This is a genomic window from Phyllobacterium phragmitis (assembly GCF_002980495.1).
Taxonomy (GTDB): Bacteria; Pseudomonadota; Alphaproteobacteria; order Rhizobiales; family Rhizobiaceae; genus Paramesorhizobium; species Paramesorhizobium phragmitis.
This window is the reverse complement of sequence record NZ_PVBR01000001.1, coordinates 396,470-418,107: the sequence shown is the minus strand read 5'-3', so window position 1 is coordinate 418,107 and position 21,638 is coordinate 396,470. Positions and strand designations below refer to the sequence as shown.

The 21,638-nt window shown below is 59.1% G+C and carries 21 protein-coding genes; 15 read left to right on the top strand and 6 right to left on the bottom strand.

Features of this window, described 5'->3' with window-relative positions:
* Positions 1-65: 65 nt before the first annotated feature.
* Positions 66-911, bottom strand: a complete 846-nt coding sequence (locus C5748_RS01990) for an EamA family transporter (RefSeq protein WP_105740226.1) — start codon at positions 909-911, stop codon at positions 66-68.
* A gap of 117 nt (positions 912-1,028) precedes the next feature.
* Between C5748_RS01990 and C5748_RS01985 the strand changes: the two genes are divergently transcribed.
* From C5748_RS01985 to C5748_RS01970, 4 genes are all read left to right on the top strand, one after another.
* Positions 1,029-1,895 carry a 23S rRNA (adenine(2030)-N(6))-methyltransferase RlmJ gene (locus C5748_RS01985; protein ID WP_105740225.1) on the top strand — a complete coding sequence of 289 codons (867 nt, stop codon included), beginning with the start codon at positions 1,029-1,031 and terminating at the stop codon, positions 1,893-1,895.
* 74 nt (positions 1,896-1,969) lie between these two features.
* Positions 1,970-2,443 carry a hypothetical protein gene (locus C5748_RS01980; protein ID WP_105740224.1) on the top strand — a complete coding sequence of 158 codons (474 nt, stop codon included), beginning with the start codon at positions 1,970-1,972 and terminating at the stop codon, positions 2,441-2,443.
* 155 nt (positions 2,444-2,598) lie between these two features.
* Positions 2,599-3,345, top strand: coding sequence for a ribonuclease T2 family protein (locus C5748_RS01975; RefSeq protein ID WP_105740223.1), 747 nt, complete (start codon positions 2,599-2,601; stop codon positions 3,343-3,345).
* 81 nt (positions 3,346-3,426) lie between these two features.
* The gene (locus C5748_RS01970) at positions 3,427-4,023 is read left to right on the top strand and encodes a glutathione S-transferase family protein (RefSeq protein WP_105740222.1); all 597 of its coding nucleotides are present in this window, start codon (positions 3,427-3,429) and stop codon (positions 4,021-4,023) included.
* A gap of 82 nt (positions 4,024-4,105) precedes the next feature.
* Here C5748_RS01970 and C5748_RS01965 read toward each other — a convergent pair whose 3' ends face one another.
* On the bottom strand, positions 4,106-4,750 hold the full coding sequence (locus C5748_RS01965) for an outer membrane protein (RefSeq protein WP_105740221.1): 645 nt from the start codon (positions 4,748-4,750) through the stop codon (positions 4,106-4,108).
* A gap of 338 nt (positions 4,751-5,088) precedes the next feature.
* Between C5748_RS01965 and C5748_RS01955 the strand changes: the two genes are divergently transcribed.
* The 6 genes from C5748_RS01955 to C5748_RS01930 all read left to right on the top strand — a co-directional run bounded on the left by C5748_RS01955 (position 5,089) and on the right by C5748_RS01930 (position 10,646).
* Complete coding sequence (locus C5748_RS01955; protein ID WP_105740219.1) at positions 5,089-5,919, top strand: SDR family oxidoreductase; 831 nt, start codon at positions 5,089-5,091, stop codon at positions 5,917-5,919.
* Positions 5,920-6,218: 299 nt separating this feature from the next.
* On the top strand, positions 6,219-8,069 hold the full coding sequence (gene uvrC / locus C5748_RS01950) for an excinuclease ABC subunit UvrC (RefSeq protein WP_425350191.1): 1,851 nt from the start codon (positions 6,219-6,221) through the stop codon (positions 8,067-8,069).
* 303 nt (positions 8,070-8,372) lie between these two features.
* Entirely contained in the window at positions 8,373-8,954 is a 582-nt protein-coding gene (gene pgsA, locus C5748_RS01945; RefSeq protein WP_105740217.1) for a CDP-diacylglycerol--glycerol-3-phosphate 3-phosphatidyltransferase, read from the top strand.
* 4 nt (positions 8,955-8,958) lie between these two features.
* Positions 8,959-9,216 (top strand): molybdopterin converting factor subunit 1, encoded by a 258-nt coding sequence (moaD, locus tag C5748_RS01940; RefSeq protein ID WP_105740216.1) that lies wholly within the window; start codon positions 8,959-8,961, stop codon positions 9,214-9,216.
* Position 9,217: 1 nt separating this feature from the next.
* Positions 9,218-9,688 (top strand): molybdenum cofactor biosynthesis protein MoaE, encoded by a 471-nt coding sequence (locus tag C5748_RS01935; RefSeq protein ID WP_105740215.1) that lies wholly within the window; start codon positions 9,218-9,220, stop codon positions 9,686-9,688.
* Positions 9,689-9,842: 154 nt separating this feature from the next.
* Positions 9,843-10,646 carry an META domain-containing protein gene (locus C5748_RS01930; RefSeq protein ID WP_105740214.1) on the top strand — a complete coding sequence of 268 codons (804 nt, stop codon included), beginning with the start codon at positions 9,843-9,845 and terminating at the stop codon, positions 10,644-10,646.
* Positions 10,647-10,757: 111 nt separating this feature from the next.
* Here the strand turns inward: C5748_RS01930 and C5748_RS27730 are convergent, their stop codons facing one another.
* On the bottom strand, positions 10,758-11,024 hold the full coding sequence (locus C5748_RS27730) for a hypothetical protein (protein WP_146119458.1): 267 nt from the start codon (positions 11,022-11,024) through the stop codon (positions 10,758-10,760).
* A 298-nt stretch (positions 11,025-11,322) separates the two neighbouring features.
* Entirely contained in the window at positions 11,323-11,745 is a 423-nt protein-coding gene (gene ndk, locus C5748_RS01925) for a nucleoside-diphosphate kinase (RefSeq protein ID WP_105740213.1), read from the bottom strand.
* A 197-nt stretch (positions 11,746-11,942) separates the two neighbouring features.
* Between ndk and C5748_RS01920 the strand changes: the two genes are divergently transcribed.
* Both C5748_RS01920 and C5748_RS01915 read left to right on the top strand, forming a co-directional pair.
* Positions 11,943-12,455 carry a DinB family protein gene (locus tag C5748_RS01920; RefSeq protein ID WP_105740212.1) on the top strand — a complete coding sequence of 171 codons (513 nt, stop codon included), beginning with the start codon at positions 11,943-11,945 and terminating at the stop codon, positions 12,453-12,455.
* A 113-nt stretch (positions 12,456-12,568) separates the two neighbouring features.
* A complete protein-coding gene (locus C5748_RS01915) occupies positions 12,569-14,458 on the top strand; it encodes an ABC-F family ATP-binding cassette domain-containing protein (protein ID WP_105740211.1) in 1,890 nt (629 codons plus the stop codon).
* A gap of 190 nt (positions 14,459-14,648) precedes the next feature.
* Here C5748_RS01915 and C5748_RS01910 read toward each other — a convergent pair whose 3' ends face one another.
* Together C5748_RS01910 and C5748_RS01905 are read right to left on the bottom strand one after the other, a co-directional pair.
* Positions 14,649-15,098 carry a DNA polymerase III subunit chi gene (locus C5748_RS01910; protein WP_105740210.1) on the bottom strand — a complete coding sequence of 150 codons (450 nt, stop codon included), beginning with the start codon at positions 15,096-15,098 and terminating at the stop codon, positions 14,649-14,651.
* A 10-nt stretch (positions 15,099-15,108) separates the two neighbouring features.
* Positions 15,109-16,602 carry a leucyl aminopeptidase gene (locus C5748_RS01905; RefSeq protein ID WP_105740209.1) on the bottom strand — a complete coding sequence of 498 codons (1,494 nt, stop codon included), beginning with the start codon at positions 16,600-16,602 and terminating at the stop codon, positions 15,109-15,111.
* A gap of 255 nt (positions 16,603-16,857) precedes the next feature.
* Between C5748_RS01905 and lptF the strand changes: the two genes are divergently transcribed.
* The 3 genes from lptF to C5748_RS01890 are packed head-to-tail and all read left to right on the top strand — an operon-like array spanning position 16,858 to position 21,496.
* Positions 16,858-18,066 carry an LPS export ABC transporter permease LptF gene (gene lptF, locus C5748_RS01900; RefSeq protein WP_105740208.1) on the top strand — a complete coding sequence of 403 codons (1,209 nt, stop codon included), beginning with the start codon at positions 16,858-16,860 and terminating at the stop codon, positions 18,064-18,066.
* The gene (gene lptG, locus C5748_RS01895) at positions 18,063-19,151 is read left to right on the top strand and encodes an LPS export ABC transporter permease LptG (RefSeq protein WP_105740207.1); all 1,089 of its coding nucleotides are present in this window, start codon (positions 18,063-18,065) and stop codon (positions 19,149-19,151) included. Before lptF ends, lptG begins: the two co-directional genes overlap by 4 nt.
* Positions 19,151-21,496 (top strand): LPS-assembly protein LptD, encoded by a 2,346-nt coding sequence (locus C5748_RS01890; protein WP_199194675.1) that lies wholly within the window; start codon positions 19,151-19,153, stop codon positions 21,494-21,496. The genes lptG and C5748_RS01890 overlap by 1 nt, the downstream gene beginning before the upstream one ends.
* Positions 21,497-21,638: the final 142 nt, after the last annotated feature.

Sequence of the window (21,638 nt, the reverse complement as noted above, 5' to 3'; positions counted from 1 at the left end):
TTCTAAAGCAGGATTTCTAGCCGCATGATCTTTTCCCAAAGGTCTGCAACTTTTCGGGATCATGCTCAGCTTAGCCTGATGATCATCGTGCCGATGACGATCAGTGCCGCTGCGACAACACGCTGGAGGCCGATGCGTTCTTTCAGGACAATCGCCGAAATGACGATCGCGAACAGGATCGAGGTCTCGCGCAGGGCGGCAACCACGGCAATGGGCGCCATGGTCATCGCCCACAGCGTCAGGCCATAGGAGCCGAGCGTTCCCACGCCGCCGATGAACGCCAGATGCAGACGGCTGCGCAGATGCGGCCAGATTCGCTGCCCGTGCATGGCGAACGTCCAGAGGACCAACGGCAAGGCATTGAGCAGGAAAACCCACATCGTATAGGCGGCGGGGGCGCCCGACTTGCGCACGCCGATGCCGTCCACCAGCGTATAGGACGCGATAAAGACGGCGTTGACGAGGGCAAGCATGGTGGTCCGCCCGTTGCCGATGCCGGCGCGCCGCCGTGCCTCGAAAGCGAGAGCCAGCACACCGCAGCAGATGAAGGCGATGCCGATCCAGCGCGGCAGCGGCAGCACCTCGCCGATCAAGGGTCCACTGGCGAGCGCCACCAGAAGCGGCGGCGTGCCGCGCATGATCGGATAGGCCTGGCTCATATCGCCGCTTTCATAGGCCGCGGCCACGAGGCAGAGATAGATTATCTGGAGCACCATCGATGTCGCCAGGAAGGGCCAGCTCGACCGGTCAGGCGCAGGCAGGAATGGCAGAAAAAGCAGGGCGATGAGGCCAGCCGCGCCGACCACAATGACCGCATTGAGAAACTTGTCGCCATTCGATTTGACGACCGCGTTCCAGCTCGCATTAAGAAATGCGGCCAGAAGGACGATGAGGACAACCGTGCCAGACATGGCGCATCACCAGAATCAGGAGAAGACCGCGAAAGCGGAGGGCGATCTATGGCATATCCGGCGGGGGTCGGATAGAAGCGCTTGCAGTGCCCTGACCGGCATGGAAAAAGCACTGTCATGAACTATCGCCACGCTTATCATGCCGGGAATTTCGCCGATGTCGTCAAACATGTCGTCCTCACCCGCATCATCGAATATCTGAAGCGCAAGGAGCAGGCGTTCCGGGTGATCGACACCCATGCCGGCATCGGCCGCTACGATCTTAGGGGAACCGAGGCCGGCAAGACCGCCGAATGGCAGCAGGGCATCGCCCGTCTGCTCGACGATGCCAGTGCCATTCCAGCGGATGCGGCCGAGCTTCTCGCGCCCTATCTCGATATTATCCGCGCGGAAAATGCCGGTGATAGTGTGAAAACCTATCCCGGCTCACCGCTTCTGGCGCGCAGCATGATGCGCAAGCAGGATCGCCTGTCGGCCATCGAACTGCATCCCGATGATGCCAGGGCACTCTCGGCCCTCTTTGTCGGGGACCATCAGGTGCGCGTCATCCATCTCGACGGTTGGCTGGCGCTCGGCGCGCATCTGCCGCCGAAGGAAAAGCGCGGCCTCGTCCTCGTCGATCCGCCGTTCGAGATTGCCGGTGAGTTCGACCGGCTGGTCGATGGGCTGGTCAAGGCACATAAGCGCTTTCCCGGCGGAACCTACGCTTTGTGGTATCCCGTCAAGGACCGCCAGGAGGTACAGCGCTTCATCTCGAAGCTGCACGAGACGCATATCGCAAAGATACTCCGGCTGGAGTTGGCGATTCGTCCTCCCTCGCCCGAACCGCGGCTCGATGGCTGCGGCATGATCGTCGTCAACCCGCCCTATACGCTGGAAGCCGAGATGAAACTGTTGCTTCCATGCCTCACTAACCTGCTCGGCGAAGCCAAAGCCGGATCGTTCACGCTAGAGTGGGTTCGTGGCGAGCAGGTTGCGTCTTGACCGGAGCCGATCTGTAGCGGACATTGCGGCTATATTGACTTTGGTAGGAAATTTACTGGGACAGGAATTGGACAATGAAGCGCTTCGGACAATTCAACCATATGCTTTCTGCTGCGGCACTTGCTCTTTCAACCGTTCTTTCTGTGGGCGGACTTTCTTCCACGCCCGTTCAGGCAGCCGATTTTTTCGCGAGCGAGGCCGCTGCATACGGCGATACGGGCGGCATATGCGGCGACCAGCGGGTGCTGAAAACCATCGTCTCGCGCTTCAGCTATCAGGTAACCCACGTTCCCAACCTGCCGATGGTCGAGATTTCCGCCTTCAGCGATGTCTATCAGAAGCGCTTTGAGCCAGCGCAGCGGCCCTCAGAGATCACCCGTCATTATTGCGGCGCAACCGCCATGCTGTCCGACGGAGAGCGGCGCCCGGTCTGGTATCTTATCGAGGAGGGCCAGGGGCTTGCCTCGATCGGCGACAATGTCGAGTTCTGCGTGGCCGGATTCGACCGCTGGAAAGTCTATGATGCCGGCTGCCGCGTCCTGCGCTAAGCCGGATATATGGCATGCAGGGCGGCATTGAGAGCAGGATGCAATTAAATCGAATCCGGCATCCTGCTCTCAGTGTTTGTTTTAGCCGCATGATCTTACCTGGAAGTCTGCAACTTTTCGGGATCATGCTCTAAGGGCAGCATTCAGGGGGGCGGATGCAGGGAAGAAGCTTTTTGACGCTGGCGGTTCTGGCTGCCATTGCATGGTTTCTTTATTCTCTCCTCAACAATGACGGGCCGCGTTCCCTCCCCGGAGCCGATGGTGGGAATTCTTCGCTTCAGGACAGCGGGGCGAACTCCTCCCTCGCAAATAATGAATCGAAGCCAAAGGACGGACGGGATTTTGATTTCTACGTGCTTTCGCTTTCCTGGTCGCCCAGCTATTGCGCCTCGGAAGGTTCGCGCGCCGATCGGCAGCAATGCTCTTCCGGCCGGCCCTATTCCTTCATCGTTCATGGCCTATGGCCGCAATATGAGAAGGGTTACCCGCAGGATTGCGCAATCGATGACCGCTATGTGCCGCGCCAGATGATTTCGAGCGTTCGTGACATCATGCCTTCGACGGGACTGATCATTCATGAATGGCGCAGGCATGGAAGCTGCACCGGGCTTTCGCAATCGGATTATTTCTCAACGCTGCGGCGCGCCTATGAAACCGTCTCGATTCCGGCGAGCTTCCGCAATGTCCAGGTCAGCCGCGATATCGATCCGGTCCTGGTCGAGAAAGCCTTTGTCACGGCCAATCCGGGCCTTCCGGCAGGTGGCATCGCGGTCACCTGCGAGGGAGGATATTTGCAGGACGTGCGGATATGCATGACGAAGGACCTACAATTCCGCAATTGCGGAGAAGTGGATGCGGATGCCTGCCGCAGACGCTCGGCCACCATGCCGCCGGTGCGTTAACAGAAGCCCGCCTGGCTTGCGCTGCCGGTGCGGGAAAATAACGTCGCTACATCGAGATAAATCCCAGGAGTTTCCAGTTCCATGACAAAAATACTTTACGCTTCCGCCTCGCCCTACAGCGCCAAGGTCCTGATGGCGGCGCATTATGCCGGCGTCCCCGCCGAGGCGGTGGTCGTCAATACCAATGACGAACCGGAAATCCTCATCTCCTCCAATCCGCTGGGGAAAATACCGACATTGATCACCGACGACGGCAAGACCGTCTTCGACAGCCGCGTCATCACGCAATATCTGAACCGCATTTCCGGCAACAAGCTTTTCCCGCGCAATGCCGAAAAGCGGCTCGATGCCGAAAGGCTGGAAGCACTGGCCGACGGCCTGTGCGACGCCCTGCTCGCGCATGTCTATGAGCGCCGTTTTCATCCGGCAGAGAAGATCCATCAGCCCTGGCTCGATATGCAATGGCGCAAGGCCGTGCGGGCGCTTGATCTCCTCAACGCCGCCCCGCCGCGCGTCGGCGCCAAACTGCACGCCGGCCATATCGCGCTTGCGGCGACACTCGGATATCTCAATCTGCGTTTCGAGGGACAATGGGAAAAGGGCCGACCGAAGCTGAAGCGCTGGTTCAAGCGATTCGGCGAACTGCATCCGGAACTGGCGGCGCTGCTGCCGAAATAGAGCAAGCGCGCCCCTCGGGACACGCAAGCAACAAAAAAGCCGGGCAAACTGCCCGGCTTTTCCGTGTTCGATCCGTGATGGATCAGAACTTGTAACCAACACCAACGCGGATGTCGTGGGTCTTCAGATCCGAGCTAACGGTGCCGCCGCCTAGATCGTAGTCCTTGTCGCCGAAATCGGCGTAGCGATATTCGACGCGGCCGATGATGTTCTGCGTGATGAAGGCTTCAGCACCGACACCGGCAGTCCAGCCAGCGCGGAACTTGCTTTCATCATCGAGACCATCGTCAAGCTTGATCTGCGAGCCGGCAACACCACCCGTGACGTAGAGGAGGGCCGGATCCATGGCATAGCCGACACGAGCGCGCAGCGAACCGTCGAAACCCTGCTTGGCTTCGATGCCACCGGAACTTTCCTTCAGCCAGGAGTAGCCTGCGTCGCCTTCGATACCGTAGACGATGTTGTCCTGCTGGAAGTTCCAGCCGGCATAGCCGCCAAGCTTGGGAGCGTTGTCCTTGATTTCGCCTACGGCGTCGGTGCCGAACTTGCCCCAACCATAGCCGAGATAAAGACCGGTGTAGCCGCCGGCCCAGGTGTTCTGGGGAGCGGCCATGATTGGAGCGGCTGGTTGCGGCGGCTGTTCGACGATCGCGTCAGCAGCCATTGCGGAAACGGAAAGCGGCAGCAGCGCAGCCGTAGCGAGGAAGAGTGTCTTTAGAGTGCGCATGCGCATTCTCCTTTTATTCTTTTTCACAATCGGGCGCGCTTTCCAGACTTGGGAGAGAGGATGTGGCCTCGCAGAAAACGCGCTGTTTACGAGGCGGAACATCGTGCCCAAATGCGGCGCGACATGTCCGCTTCCGTGGAAAGAACCTGTCGACAACATGGCGGAATTGCGATGTTGCAATATGGCAACATGCCAGACAGGCACCTATATGAAGGAACTGGCGGCGGATTAATCCCTAGGATCAACGCTCCGGCGGGAGACGGGGACGCCATTTTGTCAGTAATCCCGGGCTTTGGCCGTCTTTTCAATCGAAAATCGGCTGCATTTTGCTTCGCGCGATGGCATCACGTGGGACGTCAAGGCTCAGAAAGGAATCGTTTACCGTGAATTCCGAAATACCTGCCGCTTTTGTTGCGCCAGCCGTGGCCCTGGTCACCGGCGGGGCCAAACGCATCGGCAAGGCAATCGTCGAGGATTTGGCGGCGCACGGCTTTGCGGTGGCGATCCACTGCAACGGCTCCGTGAGCGAAGGCGAAAAGCTTGCCGCGGCGATCAAGGCGGATGGCGGCCGGGCGGCGGTGGTCCAGGCCGATCTCTGCGATACGGATGCCGTGCGTGGCCTGATCGGCCAGGTACAGGCGAAGCTCGGCCCTGTCCGGCTTCTGGTCAACAATGCCTCCGTTTTTCTCGACGACCGCGTCGGCACCCTTGCCGACGATAAATGGGAAAAGCACTTCGCCCTTCATCTCAAAGCGCCGGTGTTCCTCGCCGAGAGCATGGCGGACGCCCTGCCGGAAGGCGAAGACGGATTGATCGTCAATCTGATCGACCAGCGCGTCTGGAAGACCAATCCGCTCTTCTTCTCCTATACGCTTTCGAAATCCGCGCTATGGAGCGCGACCCGCACCTTGGCGCAGGCTCTCGCTCCCCGCATCCGTGTGAACGCCATCGGCCCTGGCCCGACGCTGCCGAGCGAACGGCAGGACCACCGGGATTTCCAGCGGCAGATCGATGCGACCCTCCTGAAGAAAGCGCCTGCCCTGTCCGAATTCGGCCTTACGATTCGCTATCTTTGGGAGATGAAATCCGTAACCGGCCAGATGCTCGCGCTTGACGGCGGCCAGCATCTGGCGTGGCAGACACCGGATATCCTGGGAATTTCCGAATGAACGACTCGAAGAAACCCGAATCCTCCGGGGAGAAACCCGGTCTCCCCAGCGATCATTCGCCTGCCAGCGGCAGCGAGCACGATATCGCCGGTTTCCTCATTGACGAGACAGAAACCGAAACCGGGGGCGAGGCGCTCGACGTGGAGGAAATCGTCAAGACGCGCGGGTCCGCCCTCACCGATGCCATCAATTGGGATTCAGCGCTCGAAGAACAGGATGCGGCGATCGCAGGCTTGAGCGGCGCGGATATCATCAACGCCTTTGTCAAGCGGCTGCCCAACCGCCCGGGCGTCTATCGCATGTTCAACCAGGCGGGCGACGTGCTCTATGTCGGCAAGGCGCGCAGCCTGAAGAAGCGCGTTTCGAACTATGCGCGGCTTGGCGGGCATACCAACCGCATCGCGCGGATGATCCGCGAAACGACGACGATGGAATTCGTCGTCACCCGTACGGAAACCGAAGCGCTGCTGCTCGAGGCAAACCTCATCAAACGCCTGCGGCCGCGTTTCAACGTGCTGATGCGCGACGACAAATCGTTTCCCTATATCCTGATGACGGGCGACCATCGCGCGCCGGGCATCTTCAAGCATCGCGGCGCACGCTCGCGCAAGGGCGATTATTTCGGCCCGTTCGCCTCCGCCGGCGCGGTGGATCGCACGATCAATGCGCTGCAGCGCGCCTTTCTCCTTCGCACCTGCACCGATTCGGTGTTCGAAGTGCGCACCCGCCCCTGTCTTCTCTACCAGATCAAGCGTTGCTCCGGGCCATGCACGCGGGAGATCGGCGACGAAGACTATGCCGAACTGGTCGGCGAGGCGAAGGCCTTCCTGTCGGGCAAGAGCCAGGCGGTGAAGGCGCATCTCTCAACGGCGATGAGCGAAGCGTCCGAACATCTCGATTTCGAACGCGCCGCCGTCTACCGCGACCGTCTCTCCGCTTTGTCGCATGTGCAGACCCATCAGGGTATCAACCCCCAGACGGTGGAGGAAGCCGACGTCTTCGCCATCCATCTGGAAGGCGGCCTGACCTGCATTCAGGTGTTCTTCTTCCGGACCGGCCAGAACTGGGGCAACCGCGCCTATTTCCCCAAGGCCGACGCATCGCTGTCCGGCGCGGAAGTGCTGGGCGCGTTCCTTTCGCAATTCTATGACGACAAGCCCTGCCCCAAATTCGTCCTGCTTTCGGAAAAGGTGGAGGATCAGGAGCTTCTGGCCGAGGCGCTTTCGACGCGGGCGGGCCACCGGGTCCAAGTCAATGTACCGCAGCGCGGCGAGAAGAAGTTCCTGGTCGATCATGCGCTCACAAATGCACGGGAATCGCTTGGCCGCCGGCTCGCCGAAACCTCGTCGCAGACACGGCTGCTCAAGGGACTTGCCGAAACCTTCGGCCTGGCGCGGGTGCCGCGCCGCATCGAGGTCTACGACAATTCCCACATCATGGGCACCAATGCCGTTGGCGGCATGATTGTCGCCGGACCGGAAGGCTTCGTCAAAAACCAGTACCGGAAATTCAATATCCGCTCTGAGGACATCACGCCGGGAGACGATTTCGGCATGATGCGCGAAGTGATCGAACGGCGCTTCGCCCGGCTGGTCAAGGAGCACGGCATGCCTGCAGAACAGAAGGCAGCCGATGCGGACAGCGCCGAAGATATCGATGTAACAGACGGGGATATATCGGGCGAAGGCTTTCCGGCCTGGCCAGATCTCATCTTGATCGATGGCGGCCAGGGTCAGGTGGGTGCGGTGCGCGGCATCCTGGCGGAACTGGGCATTGACAAGCTGGTCACCTCCATCGGCATCGCCAAGGGCATCGATCGCGATGCAGGGCGAGAACGCTTCTTCGTCGAGGGCAAGCCATCCTTCACCCTGCCACCGCGCGATCCCGTCCTCTATTTCATCCAGAGGCTTCGCGATGAGGCACACCGTTTCGCCATCGGCACGCACCGCGCACGGCGCAAGAAGGAAATGATCAAGAACCCGCTCGATGAGATCGCCGGTATCGGGCCGGCGCGCAAGCGCGCGCTTTTGCATCAGTTCGGTACCGCCAAGGCGATTTCCCGCGCCGCGGTCAAGGATTTGATGCAGGTGGAAGGGATTTCGGAAGCCATGGCCCGCGCCATACGCGACCATTTTCATGAGGAAAGCTGAGGTGAAGCGAATGTTTCCACACACCTTCACCCTCGTCCTTCGAGGCTCGCTCCGCTCGCACCTCAGGATGAGGGTGAAGGGACCACCAGCGTTCCAAGAGCCCTCATGGCGAGGTGCGAGCGAAGCGAAGCCTCGAACCACGGGGGCGCCAAGCGATCCTATTAAAACATGGATTGCCCTACATTTGGCTTCTCGCGTCGGAGCTAGCTGTTGATTTTTTGTTCACATCACTGTTGATGTGTCCCCAACATTCACGAATGCCGCGCGATTTCGCTCGAATCCCGTGGCGGGAGATCTGCCGAAATGCGGAAAAACGCCCTATCCCTACCGAATATCCTCACCTATGGGCGCATTCTTGCGGTTCCGCTGGTGGTTCTGTGCTTTTTTGTCGAGGGAAGCCTGAAATCCAGCGATACCGCACGGTGGACCGCGCTCACCATTTTCGTCATCGCCAGCATTACGGATTTCTTCGACGGCTATCTGGCCCGGATCTGGAAGCAGACCTCCACCATCGGCCGAATGCTGGACCCCATCGCCGACAAGTTGCTTGTCTCGGCGTGTCTCCTGCTGCTGGCCGCCGATCGCACGATCGCCGGATGGACGCTGTGGGCCGCGATCATCATTCTGTGCCGTGAAATCCTGGTGTCGGGCCTGCGCGAATATCTGGCCGAGTTGAAAGTCAGCGTGCCGGTCAGCACGCTGGCAAAATGGAAAACCACCATGCAGATGGTTGCAGTCGGTTTTCTGCTTGCCGGCCATGCAGGCGACAAGTTTCTTCCCCATACTACCGAAATCGGCATCACGCTTCTCTGGATATCGGCGCTCGTCACGCTCTATACTGGATGGGATTATTTCCGCGCCGGGCTGAAACACGTGATTGATTGAGGCTATGACAACCAAACTCGTCTATTTCGCATGGGTGCGCGAGCGCATCGGTAAGCCGGAAGAGGAAATCGAGCTTCCCGCCGATGTCCGCACGGTGGGTGAACTTCTCCGCCATCTGAAAACGCGCGGAGAGGAATATGAGGCGGCGCTCGAATATTCTGATGTCATCCGCGTCGCCATCGATCAAGAGCATGTCGACCATGGCGAGATTATCGCCGGCGCGCGCGAGATCGCGCTTTTCCCGCCGATGACCGGAGGCTGAGATGAATGCTTCTGTCGTCCCACATATCAGCGTCCAGCGCGAGGATTTTGACATCGCGCGCGAGATCGCGGCGTTGACGGCGGGGCGAACCGATATCGGCGCGGTGGTGACCTTCAGCGGACTTTGCCGAGACGAAGGTACGATGCTTGCCGCGCTGGAGCTCGAGCATTATCCGGGTATGGCGGAAGCCGAGATCGGCCAGATCGCAGCGGAGGCATTGCAACGCTGGCCGCTTTCCGGGCTGCGTGTCATTCACCGTCACGGGAAAATCCTGCCCGGTGAAAATATCGTTCTCGTTGCGACCGCCTCGGCGCATCGCCAGGCCGCATTCGAGGCAGCCTCTTTTCTGATGGATTTTCTGAAGACCAGCGCGCCGTTCTGGAAGAAGGAACATCGTCGCGATGGCGGAAAAGGCGGGTGGATCGAAGCGAAAATCAGCGATGACGAGGCGAAAACGCGCTGGACGCGATAAAAATCATCGGAAACACCGGCAAGTAATGACCAAAAGCTTGCAATGTCACAATTTCCACATGAACATTCACCATTCCATGGGGGGTGGAGAATCGCGGCGTACGGCGGCTGATTCTACGTCATTCAAAGATCAACAATAATATCGGGAAAAGATCATGCGGCGCATCCCGACGGGATGGATTTCAATCATGGGAGCGGCGGTAGCGGGCGTTGCCGTACTCGCCGGCTCCGCCCTGTTCTTCACAGCGTCGCTGCCCACTGCCGGAGTGGCGGCGGAAAAGACCATCCATGGCGATGTCGTCTACCGTGTGAAGGTCGCGTTGCCGCCCGAAGCCGATTTGCATGTGCAGCTTGCCGATGTTTCCCTCGCCGACACAGGAGCAAAAATCCTGGCCGAAACGCGGGTTTCGCCCATCGGCAACGGGCCTATCCCCTTTTCTCTGGATTTCGACAGCGAGAATATCATCCCCGGCCACACCTATGTGCTGCAGGCCCGTATCGCCGCCGGCGATACGCTCTGGTTCGTCAACGATCAGCAATACCGTATCGATCCACAGAAAATACAGCAGCCGGTCAGCATCAATGTCGTCGTGGTGCGGAAGAATGCCGATACGGCCCAGGACAGCCCGATCGAAGGTTCGTCATGGCTTGTGGAAGATATCTACGGCAATGGTGTCGTCGACAATGCCCAGACGACACTGACCATCGGTGACGATGGCGAGGTGAGCGGTTCGAGCGGCTGCAACCGTTATTTCACCAAAGCATCCTTTTCCGCTGGTTCACTTTCCTTCGCCGAAATTGGTTCGACCTACATGCAGTGCCCGCCGGCGCTGATGAACCAGGAAAGCAAGTTCTTCGACGCATTGGGCAAGACCCATGCATACAAGATCGAAATGGACAAGCTGATCCTGCTTGACGCAAACGGCAAGGAAATCCTGCGCCTCGCGCAGGATGCGTGAAAAGACAAAACCCGATAGAGCGGTTCCTGATTTCGATGAAATCGGCAAACCGCTCCAACCCTTTTGCCTTACTCCAGTAAGCTATTGCCCAACAGACCGGCGACAGGCCAATTACTTCGTCTTGGGTGTCGACTGAATATCTAGTTTTTTTCTATCTTCGCTACTGGGATTGCATTCCTGTCTGGTCCCCGGAATATAGAATTTGCCATCAGGAGATGGGTTTGTCCCTCCATCGCATCCTGGCATTCCGGACTGCCCGTCACGACCGCCAGATCCACCCTGCCCGCCAGCACCGCCGTTTCCACCAGAGCCAGCAAATGATGTTTCTGTGGCGATTCCTATCAAAAACAATGAGACCATGACGGCAACAATCTTCATTTTCAGAACTCCCAGATTATGATTCTGATTGGAAATCAGCTTGCACAAGCTAGTTCTTGATGCGGGCGAAAAAATGGCCTCAAAACGGCATCGGCTGTAGCATTGAAATACGATCCGAAGCGTATCCCGGACAAAGGCGGGCGGAAAACCGCTTCACAGTTCTCCTCATGCCCGCAATCGATACGCTTCCATGGTTGCGCGCTCATGTTGCCCGCAACCGTATAGAAATATTTTTTATGAACTGCGCCAAGCCCGCCTGAACCGACGAGCCTGGAAGTTTCCGGCGGTATCGGGAAAATCAGCCGACGATTTCAGTGCCGGCGAACCAATAGACGATTTCCTGGGCCGCGGTTTCCGGTGCGTCCGAGCCGTGGACGGAATTCTCACCGATGGAAAGCGCGAAGCTCTTGCGGATCGTGCCTTCGGCAGCATCGGCAGGGTTGGTCGCGCCCATGATTTCGCGGTTCTTGGCGATGGCGTTTTCGCCTTCCAGGACCTGCACGATCGTCGGGCCCGACGTCATGGATTCGACCAGTTCGCCGAAGAACGGGCGTTCCTTGTGGACGGCATAGAAGCCTTCGGCCTCGCGTCGACTCATCCAGACGCGCTTGGAAGCAACGACGCGCAGGCCTGCCTCTTCGAGCTTCTGGGTAATCGCGCCCGTCAGATTGCGCTTGGTCGCATCCGGCTTGATCATTGAAAAAGTGCGTTCACTCGCCATATCGGAAACCTTGTCTTGCTGATTGAGGGAAAGTGACGGCTCTATAGCCGCGCACCGCCGCCTTGCCAAGAGGCGGCACGAAGACAGGCGCGGGTCAGCACTTAATGACCATCCCATATCGAAACAGACAGGTTTATGATGTATGTCTCCTCAAGCCTGCCTCCTGGAGGGCGCTAGGTCTTGGGAGATCGACTATCATGAAGCAGAATTTCCAGATGTTTGCCGCCTATAACAGCTGGGCGAACGGCCTCGTCTACGATGCTGCGGCGAAACTGTCCGATGAAGAATATCGCCGCGACATGGCTGCGTTCTTTGGATCTATTCATGGGACGCTGAACCATATCATGGTAGCCGACCGGGTCTGGATGAAGCGCTTCACCGGCGAAGGTGACCATCCGAAAACCCTCGACACCATTCTTTTCGAGCATCCGGCTGCGTTACGCGCCGCGCGCGAGGCAGAGGACCGCCGCATCATCGCCTTCGTGGACGGATTGGACGGCAAGGCCATCGCCGGACGCTTCACCTACATTACAGTCACCGATGTGCGTACCGTCAGCCAGAGGCTGGCGCCGGCGCTTTCGCATGTCTTCAATCATCAGACTCATCACCGTGGGCAGGTGCATGCCATGCTGACCGCGCTTGGGCATGAAGCACCTTCCCTCGATCTCAGCCGGTTTCAGAGGACGGAGACGGGGCGCATTTTCGCCTGAAGCTTTGGTTTTGGCCTTGCTACCCCAGTAGAACGCAATCTTTTGATCGGGTTTTCCAAGAAGCTGTTATCGGCATCTTGCGAAACCGGCGCTTCCCGTGCAAAAGCGCGGTCATGCTTATATTGAACGACATTTCCGTGCGTATAGCCGGACGCCTTTTGATCGACCACGCCAGCGTGACGCTGCCATCGGGGTCGAAGACCGGATTCGTCGGGCGCAATGGCACCGGCAAATCCACCCTCTTCCGTGTCATCACCGGCGAGCTTGCGCCGGAGACCGGCGATTTCTCGATGCCCAAGAATACGCGCATCGGCCAGGTGGCGCAGGAAGCGCCCGGAACGGAAGATGCGCTGATCGAGATCGTGCTGAGCGCCGACAAGGAGCGCACCGCGCTGCTTGCCGAAGCCGAGACCGCCACCGATCCGCACCGCATCGCCGATATCCACATGCGCCTTGCCGATATCGACGCGCATTCGGCGGAAGCGCGCGCCGGCGCGATCCTTTCCGGCCTCGGGTTCGATGCCGAAGCGCAGCGCCGCCCCGCCTCGTCCTTTTCGGGCGGCTGGCGGATGCGCGTGGCGCTTGCCGCCGTGCTCTTTTCCGAGCCGGACCTGCTGCTGCTCGACGAGCCGACCAACTATCTCGATCTGGAAGGCACGCTCTGGCTCGAGGATTACGTGCGTCGCTATCCCCACACCGTCATCCTCATCAGCCATGATCGCGACCTGCTCAACTCCGCCGTCAATTCGATCATGCATCTCGACCAGAGGAAGCTCACCTTCTGGCGCGGCGGATACGACCAGTTCGAGCGCCAGCGCTCCGAGATGATCGAGCTGCAGCAGAAGCAGCGCGTCAAGCAGGAAAAGCAGCGCGAGCACATGGAAGCCTTCGTCGAGCGTTTCCGCGCCAAGGCCTCCAAGGCCCGCCAGGCACAGTCAAGGTTGAAGGCCCTGCAGAAGCTGAAGCCCATCTCGGCCCATATCAACGAGCACGTCCAGCCCTTCACCTTTCCCGATGCCGAGAAGAAGGCCGCCTCACCCATCATCGCACTCGAAAACGCCGATGTCGGTTATGCCCCCGGCAAGCCTGTCCTGCGTGATCTATCCCTACGCATCGACAATGACGACCGCATCGCGCTGCTCGGCTCGAACGGCAACGGCAAGTCGACGCTCGCCAAGCTTCTCGGCGGCAGGCTCAAGCCCGAGACGGGCGGGTTGACAATCTCGCCAAATCTCAAGGTCTCCTTCTTCGCCCAGCACCAACTCGACGATCTCATCCCCGAGGACAATGCCATCGAGCATGTGCGCAAGCTGATGCCCGACCAGCCGGAGGCGAAGGTGCGCAGCCACGTGGCGCGGATGGGACTTTCCACCGAAAAGATGGCGACGCCGGCCAAGGATCTGTCCGGCGGCGAAAAGGCGCGGCTCCTGATGGGGCTGGCGACCTTCCACGGGCCGAACCTTTTAATCCTCGACGAGCCGACCAACCATCTCGATATCGACAGCCGCGAGGAACTCGTCCACGCGCTCAACGGTTTCAACGGCGCCGTCATCCTGATTGCCCATGACAGGCATCTGATCGAGGCGACGATGGACCGGCTGTGGCTGGTGCGCGGCGGCGAGGTCAAGCCCTATGATGGCGATCTCGAAGACTACCGCTCGCTGGTGCTCTCCGACAGCCGCTCCGGCGGAGGTGGCGCAAAATCCGCCAATCAGGCGCCGAAAATCTCCAAGGCCGACCAGCGCCGCCTTGCCGCGCAGAAGCGGGAAGCGCTGAAGCCCTTGCAGAAAAAGATCAATGAAGCCGATGCTACGGTGCAGAAGCTGACGAAAAAAGTTGAAGAGATGCAGGCGCAACTCGATGATCCTGAACTTTATGGACAGGACGCATCGAGGGTCACAGCAATCACGCGCGATATCGCCAAGGCGAAGGCGGAACTCGCCAACGCCGAGGAGAAGTGGATGGCGCTTTCGGCGGAGTATGAGACGGCGATGGCGGGCTGATTGAGAGTGGTTCCGATTTCGATCAAATCCGCGCGCCTGCCCCTCACCCTTAACCCTCTCCCCGTAAACGGGGCGAGGGGGACATAGACGTTGCCGCTTCGTCCCTTCTCCCCGCTCGCGGGGAGAAGGTCCCGGCAGGGGGATGAGGGGCACGCAGTGGGCAGACGCTGGTATGATACCTGCTACCGTATCACGCCTTCTTCTCCCACCGGCGGTCCGGCGTCTGCTGCCAGTAGGTCAGTTGATGACCATCACCCTTCAGCGCTTTCCATTGCACCCGTGCGCGCTCAAGCTGCTCCTGGTCGTGACCGTCGAACATGACGACGAGGCGCTCGTAGTCCCCTGCCCGGCTGATATCTGCGCCTTCAACGACGAAACGCACCGTCGCACCGTTGGGGTTGGCGTCCGTGGTGGTTAGAATGATCGGCTGCTCGGCTGGGTGAGGCTCCCCGTCCGTTCCATGCGCCAGAAACGAAGCGTCGGACCATGTCCACAGATGGTTGTCCAACGCATCGCGGCGCTCGTCGGTGAGGGTCTGGATCACCACCCGCCACCCACGCGACAGCGAACGCTCCACGAGACCGGGCAACGCCTGCTCAAGCGTCGTCTCGGTCAGGTGGTAGAACAGGATTTCAGCCATAAGCGTGCGTTCAGCCCTCGAAATGATCGCGGACGAGACGGTTGAGGAGCCTGACGCCAAAGCCCGAAGCCCAGGACTGGCTATATTCATTGGAAGGCGCCCCGATCGCCGTTCCCGCGACATCGAGATGCGCCCATGGCGTATCACCGACGAAGCGCTTCAGGAACTGCGCGGCGGTAATCGCGCCGGCATTACGTCCGCCGATGTTCTTCATGTCGGCGGTCTTGGAATCGATCAGCTTGTCATATTCGGTACCGAGCGGCATCCGCCAGAGCTTTTCGCCCGTCGCCTGACCAGCAGCAAAGAGCTGGCCGGCCAGTTCATCGTCATTGGAGAACAGGCCTGCATGATATTGGCCAAGCGCGACCATGACCGCACCGGTCAGCGTCGCCAGATTGACCATGAACCGCGGCTTGAAACGATCATTGGCGTACCAGAGCGCATCGGCCAGGACGAGCCGGCCTTCCGCGTCGGTGTTGAGCACCTCGATCGTCTGGCCCGACATCGAGGTGACGATATCGCCGGGACGCTGCGCGTTGCCATCCGGCATGTTCTCGGCAAGCCCGATGATGCCGATGGCGTTGACCTTGGCCTTGCGCGCGGCAAGCGCATGGATGAGGCCGGTGACCGCAGCGGCGCCACCCATGTCGCCCTTCATGTCCTCCATGCCCGCTGCCGGCTTGATCGAGATGCCGCCGGTATCGAAGACGACGCCCTTGCCGATGAAGGCGACGGGCTTCTCCTTCTGCTTGGCGCCGTTCCACTCCATGATGGCGACGCGCGGCGGCCGGACCGAGCCCTGGGCCACGCCGAGAAGCGCGCCCATGCCGAGCTTCTTCAATTCCTTTTCGGTCAGGATCTCGACCTTGACGCCAAGCTTTTCGAGCCTGACCGCCTCTTCGGCGAACTCAACCGGCCCCATGACATTCGCCGGTTCGTTGACCAGATCGCGCGCGAGCTTTACCCCACCGGCGACGGCTTCCGCATCGGCGAAAGCCTTTTTGGCGGCAGAGGGACTGTCAACTTGCAGCGAGATCTTCACGCCGCCCTTCGGCTCCGCGCCATTATCGTTGTTCTTCTTGGTCTTGTATTTGTCGAACCGGTATGAGCGCAGCAGCATGCCCAAAGCGAAATCGGCGGCATTTTCAGGCGAAAGCTGCACGTCCGGCAAGGCCAGCGTGACGGAAGCCGTGCTCGCATGGCCGATCTTGGAGAAAGCGGCGCCTCCGACCTTGATCCAGTCGTCATTGGCAAGCTTCGCCGGATCGCCGACACCAACCAGAACGACGCGGTCGACCCCGGCACCCTCGGGCGCCATCGTTTCCACTGTTTTGCCGAGCTTGCCCTTGAAATCGGATATGTCGAGCAGGCGGGTGATCAGCGAGGCGCCGCCAATGGCTTCGGCTTCCCGGGCAAATTTGCCATCCTGCGTGACCAATACGATAGCGGTACCCTTTTCAGGGGCGGAGAATTCGGAAAAGCCGATGGAAGGACGTTTGGACATGATAACTCCGGAATGAGACATGGAATTGGACGGAGAGTCGCGAATTTGTCTCCTTCATGTGAAACGAACCTGACGAAACGGCAAGGCCTAGGCGCAATCGATCACGCTTTAGTAATCAGTTTACTGTGTTTCTTCGCCTATTTTTAGCCAAGGACGGGTAGCATAGGCAGTCAAAATGGGACATATCCGTCTATTGGGTCCTCCGTGGGGACAGGATATGCCACCAGAAAAACAGGATCAGGATGTAACTCCTAAATGCGGTTGATCGAGTTATACATCCTGCGCCGCGTCGCCCTCATGTTCTTCGCCGTTCTGTCGGCGGCGGTCGGCATCACATGGACGGTGCAGGTTCTGCAGCGGATCAACTTCCTGACCACGAGCGGCCAGACCTTCCAGACGATCCTGCAGTTCAGTTCGCTGCTCCTGCCTTCGGTCATACCGCTGGTCATGCCGTTCGCGCTGGTCATCGCGATAACCCAGACGCTTTCGACGATGAACCAGGATTCCGAGCTGGTGGTCATCAATGCGTCGGGCAGCCCGCGTTCGGCGGTGTTGCGCCCGATTCTGCTGCTGGCGCTTGCGGTTTCCGTTGTCTCGTTCCTGGTCGCGAATTTCGTTGATCCCTATGCCCGGCTGAACATGCGCGCGATGATCGCCAATGCGAGCGCCGACCTCATCAACGTCGTCATTCAGGAGGGCACGTTCCGGCAGCTTGGCGATAATCTCTATGTGCAGATCGCCGAGCGCAGAGACGACGGAAAAATCGGTGGGCTGTTCATCGCCGATTCGCGCGACCCCAATGTCGACCTCATCTATTATGCCGTGGACGGCTTCGTCGCCAACACAGGCAATACCGATGTGCTCTTGATGCAAAATGGCGAGGTGCAGCGCCGTGACGTGAAGACCGGCAACGTCTCGATCATCAAGTTCAACACCTATGCGTTCGACCTGAGCGAATTCGCCGCGGCGGCCGACGAGACGGTGATCTATGCCAAGGACCGGCCGCTCAGCTATCTGTTGAACCCAAATCCCAACGATCCACAGTACCAGCGAAAGCCGTTGCGCTTCACGGCGGAACTGCACAAGCGTTTCACCGAATGGCTCTACCCGCTCGTCTTCGCCCTGATCTCTCTGGCGGTTGCGGGTGATTCGCGATCCCACCGTGAAGCACGCATTTCCGCTTCCTTTTCCGCCATCACCCTATCGCTCGGCGTCTATTGGGCGGGTTATTTCGCTGGCGAACGCGCCGATAAAAGCACCGATTTCATCTATCTCATGTATGCGATTCCACTCGGGGTCAGCCTGATTGCGATCTACCTGATCGCGACAGGCCGGCGATTGTCCCTGCCTGCCAAATGGTCCGACATGCTGCAGGACCGCTTCGAGGCGCTCCGCCATTTCGCCGCCGATTTTTCGGCTCGGCTGTCGGGGCAGCGTCAAAACCGGACGGGAGGCGATCGATGATCGGCTGGACCCTCGGACGCTATTTCTTCATGCGCTATGTGAAGATCACTCTGTATTTTCTCCTGGGTATCTTCGCGCTGGCGCTGCTGCTCGATTTCACCGAGAACGCCGGCAAACTCTCGGCGTTGCCGGATTATTCGGTATTGGGCGCTCTCGGCATTTCGGCGATGCGCATCCCCTTCATCATGCAGGAGATGATTCCCTTCGTTGCGCTGTTTTCGGCTATGTCGACGCTGATCTCGCTGAACCGCAAATACGAGTTGGTGGTGGCGCGTTCGGTCGGTGTTTCCGCCTGGCAATTTCTCCTGCCCGCCTGTTTTGGCGCATTCCTGTTCGGTCTTGCCACGATACTGCTGCTCAATCCGCTTGCCGCCTACGGTTTCTCCAAGGCGGAGGAAATCCAGGCATCGTGGACGAGCGGCAAGGTCACCGATGTTTCGGCGCAGCGCGTGCCCTGGCTGCGTCAGAAAACGGATGAGGGCGAGACGATTATCGGGGCCAAAAGCATTCTCGACCGTGGCGCCACGCTGGTGGACGCGACGTTCATCGTGTTCGGTAGCGACAAGACGATCAAGGAGCGCTTCGACGCGAAAACCGCGCAACTGAAAGACGGTTATTGGCAACTCAACGATGTGAGGCGATTCGCACTGGCCGAAGAGCCGCAGAAAATTGCTTCAATGCGCATCGCGACTCAGCTACGTCCTGAATTCGTTGAAGAAAAGCTTGCTGCGCCGCAAACCATTCCGTTTTTCGAGTTGCGCCGCAAGATCGAAGTCGCCAAATCCTTCGGCTATTCCGCCAATGCTTTCGACATGCAATTCCAATCCCTGCTGGCATTGCCGGCACTGTTGATGGCGATGACGCTCATCGCTGCAACAGTGTCGCTTAAATTTGTGCGATTTGGTCAATCCGGAACGATGATTCTGGGTGGCGTGATCGCCGGGTTCGTGCTTTATGTCGTCACAGTTCTGGTCAAGGCGTTTGGAACCGCCGGTTTTGTGCCACCCTTTGTGGCAGCATGGGTCCCCGTCTTGATCGCCATGTTTTTCGGGGTCTCCTTTTTACTGCACAAGGAGGATGGTTAGTGGGATTGAGTAAAGCCCGCACGGTGTTACCGGCGCGGCTCGCGTGGTTCTTGCGCGGGACAGCGTTGGCGTGCGTCCTTGTGGCCCCTACCTTATCCGTCTCGCATGCGCAGACGCAGAGCGATCTCTCGAGTTCGTTCCAGACCGACCCCAACGCCAGGATGGTGCTGCAGGCGAATGAACTCGTCTATGACAATGACGCGCAGACCGTCACCGCGCAGGGTAACGTACAGATCGAATATGACGGGAATCACCTCGTCGCCCGCAAGGTCGTCTATAATCAACGCACCAACAGGATGACTGCGGAAGGCAATGTCGAGATTGTCGAACGCGACGGCAACCGCATCTATTCCGACCATCTGGATATCACGGACGATTTCCGCGACGGCTTCGTCAACGGCCTACGCGTCGAGACGGTGGACAACACCCGGTTCGCCGCTGAAAGCGCCGAACGCAGCAATGGTGAAATCACCACCTTCAACAATGGTGTCTACACCGCCTGCGAGCCCTGCCGCGAAAACCCGGAAAAGCCGGTACTGTGGCAGATCAAGGCGCGCAAGATCATCTGGAACGGCGCCAAGAAAACCGTGCGATTCGAGCGCGGGCGATTCGAGATGTTCGGTCTGCCGCTTGCCTATCTGCCAAGCTTCGAGATGGCGGATCCGACGGTCAAGCGCAAGAGCGGCTTTCTGTTCCCCGGCTTCCGATACAAGGACGAGTTGGGCTTCGGCATCCGCAATTCCTATTTCTGGAATCTGGCGCCCAATTACGATGTGACCTTCTCCAACACCGCCTATACCCAGCAGGGCTTCCTGAACGAAGTGGAATGGCGTCACCGGCTGGAGAACGGCAGCTATAATCTGCGTGCAGCCGGCATTCACCAGATGAAGCCTGGCGATTTCGATGCCCGTACCATCGACCGGGAGAATACCGATCGCGGCATGATCGCTTCGAAGGGCAAGTTCGAGATCAACCCGCGCTGGACTTTCGGCTGGGATGTGATTGCCCAATCGGACAAGAATTTCAGCCGCACATACAGTCTGCAAGACTATAGTACGTCAACGCTGAAATCCGAGATTTATCTGACCGGCTTGAGCGGACGGAACTATTTCGACCTGCATTTCTACAAATTCAACGTGCAGGAAAGCGTCCTTTCAAGCGATAACCCAAACAGTACCGAAGTTAATTCAAAGCAGCCCTGGGTGCTGCCGAGCATCGACTATTCCTACACCGCGCCGGAACCCGTCTATGGCGGCGAACTGAACTTCGATATGAACGTGCAGGGTATTTACCGCGAGAATGCCAACTTTACGACGACACCCTATAACCGCATCACCGGGCTCGACGGCAGCAGCGGCCGCCTGACGGGCGAAGCGGAATGGAAGCGCACCTTCATCGCGCCGGGTGGCCTGATCATCACACCGCTTCTGGCGCTGCGCGGCGACGGCATCGGCGTCAATACCGATTTCGATTCGAATGGCACAGCCGACGTTGTTCGTTCCGAAGCTTTCCGCGCCATGGCGACGGCCGGCTTGGAAATGCGCTGGCCCATCCTGTTCTCGACGACGAGCACGACCCATATCATCGAGCCCATGGCCCAAGTCTTCCTGCGCAACAATGAGCGCTATGCCGGCCAGCTTCCCAACGAAGATGCACAGAGCTTCGTCTTCGATGCGACGTCGCTGTTCCAGCGTGACAAATTCTCCGGGTACGACCGCGTCGAAGGTGGTCACCGCGCCAATCTCGGCGTCCGCTATTCCGGCAATTTCGGCAATGACTGGGCAGTCTATGGCCTGGCAGGCCAATCCTTTCATCTGGGCGGCGTGAATTCCTTCGCCGAGAGTGATTTCGTCAATGTCGGCATCGAATCCGGCCTGGAAACGGCACGTTCGGATTATGTCGGCATGATCGGCCTGTCGAACTCGACGGGTCTGTCCTTTGCGGCGCGCGGACGCTTCGACGAAGAAAGCTTCGAGGTGCGCCGCGGCGAGCTGGAAGCGCGGAAGAGCTGGAAGCGTGCCAGCATTACCATGCAATACGCCTTCATCGATGCGCAACCGGCCTATGGCTATCCGGAAGACCGGCAGGAAATCACGGTGTCAGGCTCGACCAAGGTGACCGATAATTGGCGCGTATTCGGCTCCGGCACCTATGATTTCGTTTCGGATACACTCGTCCGCGCATCATCCGGCCTCGCCTATGATGACGAATGCTTCACCTACTCGATGACCTATATGCAGACCCGCAATCCTGGCGAACAGGAAGCATCGCACGGGGTCGGCTTCAACATTTCGTTCCGCACGCTGGGCGATCTCGGCACCAGTTCGTCGACATTCACGCGATAGTCCATAACGGAATTGTCAAACAGCCAACGTCATCGTTTCGCCGCACTGCGCCATCTATAGATGCAGAAACCTGCGTGAATTATGCGAACGATTTGAAGTTCACTGGCTATTTTGCCAGAATGGGCTTTCAAAAATCGGGGAA

What these genes read in the sequence shown, in the direction of transcription:
- C5748_RS01990 (WP_105740226.1), bottom strand. Translation starts at nt 911, where the DNA reads ATGTCTGGCACGGTTGTCCTCATCGTCCTTCTGGCCGCATTTCTTAAT.
- C5748_RS01985 (WP_105740225.1), top strand. Translation starts at nt 1,029, where the DNA reads ATGAACTATCGCCACGCTTATCATGCCGGGAATTTCGCCGATGTCGTC.
- C5748_RS01980 (WP_105740224.1), top strand. Translation starts at nt 1,970, where the DNA reads ATGAAGCGCTTCGGACAATTCAACCATATGCTTTCTGCTGCGGCACTT.
- C5748_RS01975 (WP_105740223.1), top strand. Translation starts at nt 2,599, where the DNA reads ATGCAGGGAAGAAGCTTTTTGACGCTGGCGGTTCTGGCTGCCATTGCA.
- C5748_RS01970 (WP_105740222.1), top strand. Translation starts at nt 3,427, where the DNA reads ATGACAAAAATACTTTACGCTTCCGCCTCGCCCTACAGCGCCAAGGTC.
- C5748_RS01965 (WP_105740221.1), bottom strand. Translation starts at nt 4,750, where the DNA reads ATGCGCACTCTAAAGACACTCTTCCTCGCTACGGCTGCGCTGCTGCCG.
- C5748_RS01955 (WP_105740219.1), top strand. Translation starts at nt 5,089, where the DNA reads ATGGCATCACGTGGGACGTCAAGGCTCAGAAAGGAATCGTTTACCGTG.
- uvrC (WP_425350191.1), top strand. Translation starts at nt 6,219, where the DNA reads ATGTTCAACCAGGCGGGCGACGTGCTCTATGTCGGCAAGGCGCGCAGC.
- pgsA (WP_105740217.1), top strand. Translation starts at nt 8,373, where the DNA reads ATGCGGAAAAACGCCCTATCCCTACCGAATATCCTCACCTATGGGCGC.
- moaD (WP_105740216.1), top strand. Translation starts at nt 8,959, where the DNA reads ATGACAACCAAACTCGTCTATTTCGCATGGGTGCGCGAGCGCATCGGT.
- C5748_RS01935 (WP_105740215.1), top strand. Translation starts at nt 9,218, where the DNA reads ATGAATGCTTCTGTCGTCCCACATATCAGCGTCCAGCGCGAGGATTTT.
- C5748_RS01930 (WP_105740214.1), top strand. Translation starts at nt 9,843, where the DNA reads ATGCGGCGCATCCCGACGGGATGGATTTCAATCATGGGAGCGGCGGTA.
- C5748_RS27730 (WP_146119458.1), bottom strand. Translation starts at nt 11,024, where the DNA reads ATGAAGATTGTTGCCGTCATGGTCTCATTGTTTTTGATAGGAATCGCC.
- ndk (WP_105740213.1), bottom strand. Translation starts at nt 11,745, where the DNA reads ATGGCGAGTGAACGCACTTTTTCAATGATCAAGCCGGATGCGACCAAG.
- C5748_RS01920 (WP_105740212.1), top strand. Translation starts at nt 11,943, where the DNA reads ATGAAGCAGAATTTCCAGATGTTTGCCGCCTATAACAGCTGGGCGAAC.
- C5748_RS01915 (WP_105740211.1), top strand. Translation starts at nt 12,569, where the DNA reads ATGCTTATATTGAACGACATTTCCGTGCGTATAGCCGGACGCCTTTTG.
- C5748_RS01910 (WP_105740210.1), bottom strand. Translation starts at nt 15,098, where the DNA reads ATGGCTGAAATCCTGTTCTACCACCTGACCGAGACGACGCTTGAGCAG.
- C5748_RS01905 (WP_105740209.1), bottom strand. Translation starts at nt 16,602, where the DNA reads ATGTCCAAACGTCCTTCCATCGGCTTTTCCGAATTCTCCGCCCCTGAA.
- lptF (WP_105740208.1), top strand. Translation starts at nt 16,858, where the DNA reads ATGCGGTTGATCGAGTTATACATCCTGCGCCGCGTCGCCCTCATGTTC.
- lptG (WP_105740207.1), top strand. Translation starts at nt 18,063, where the DNA reads ATGATCGGCTGGACCCTCGGACGCTATTTCTTCATGCGCTATGTGAAG.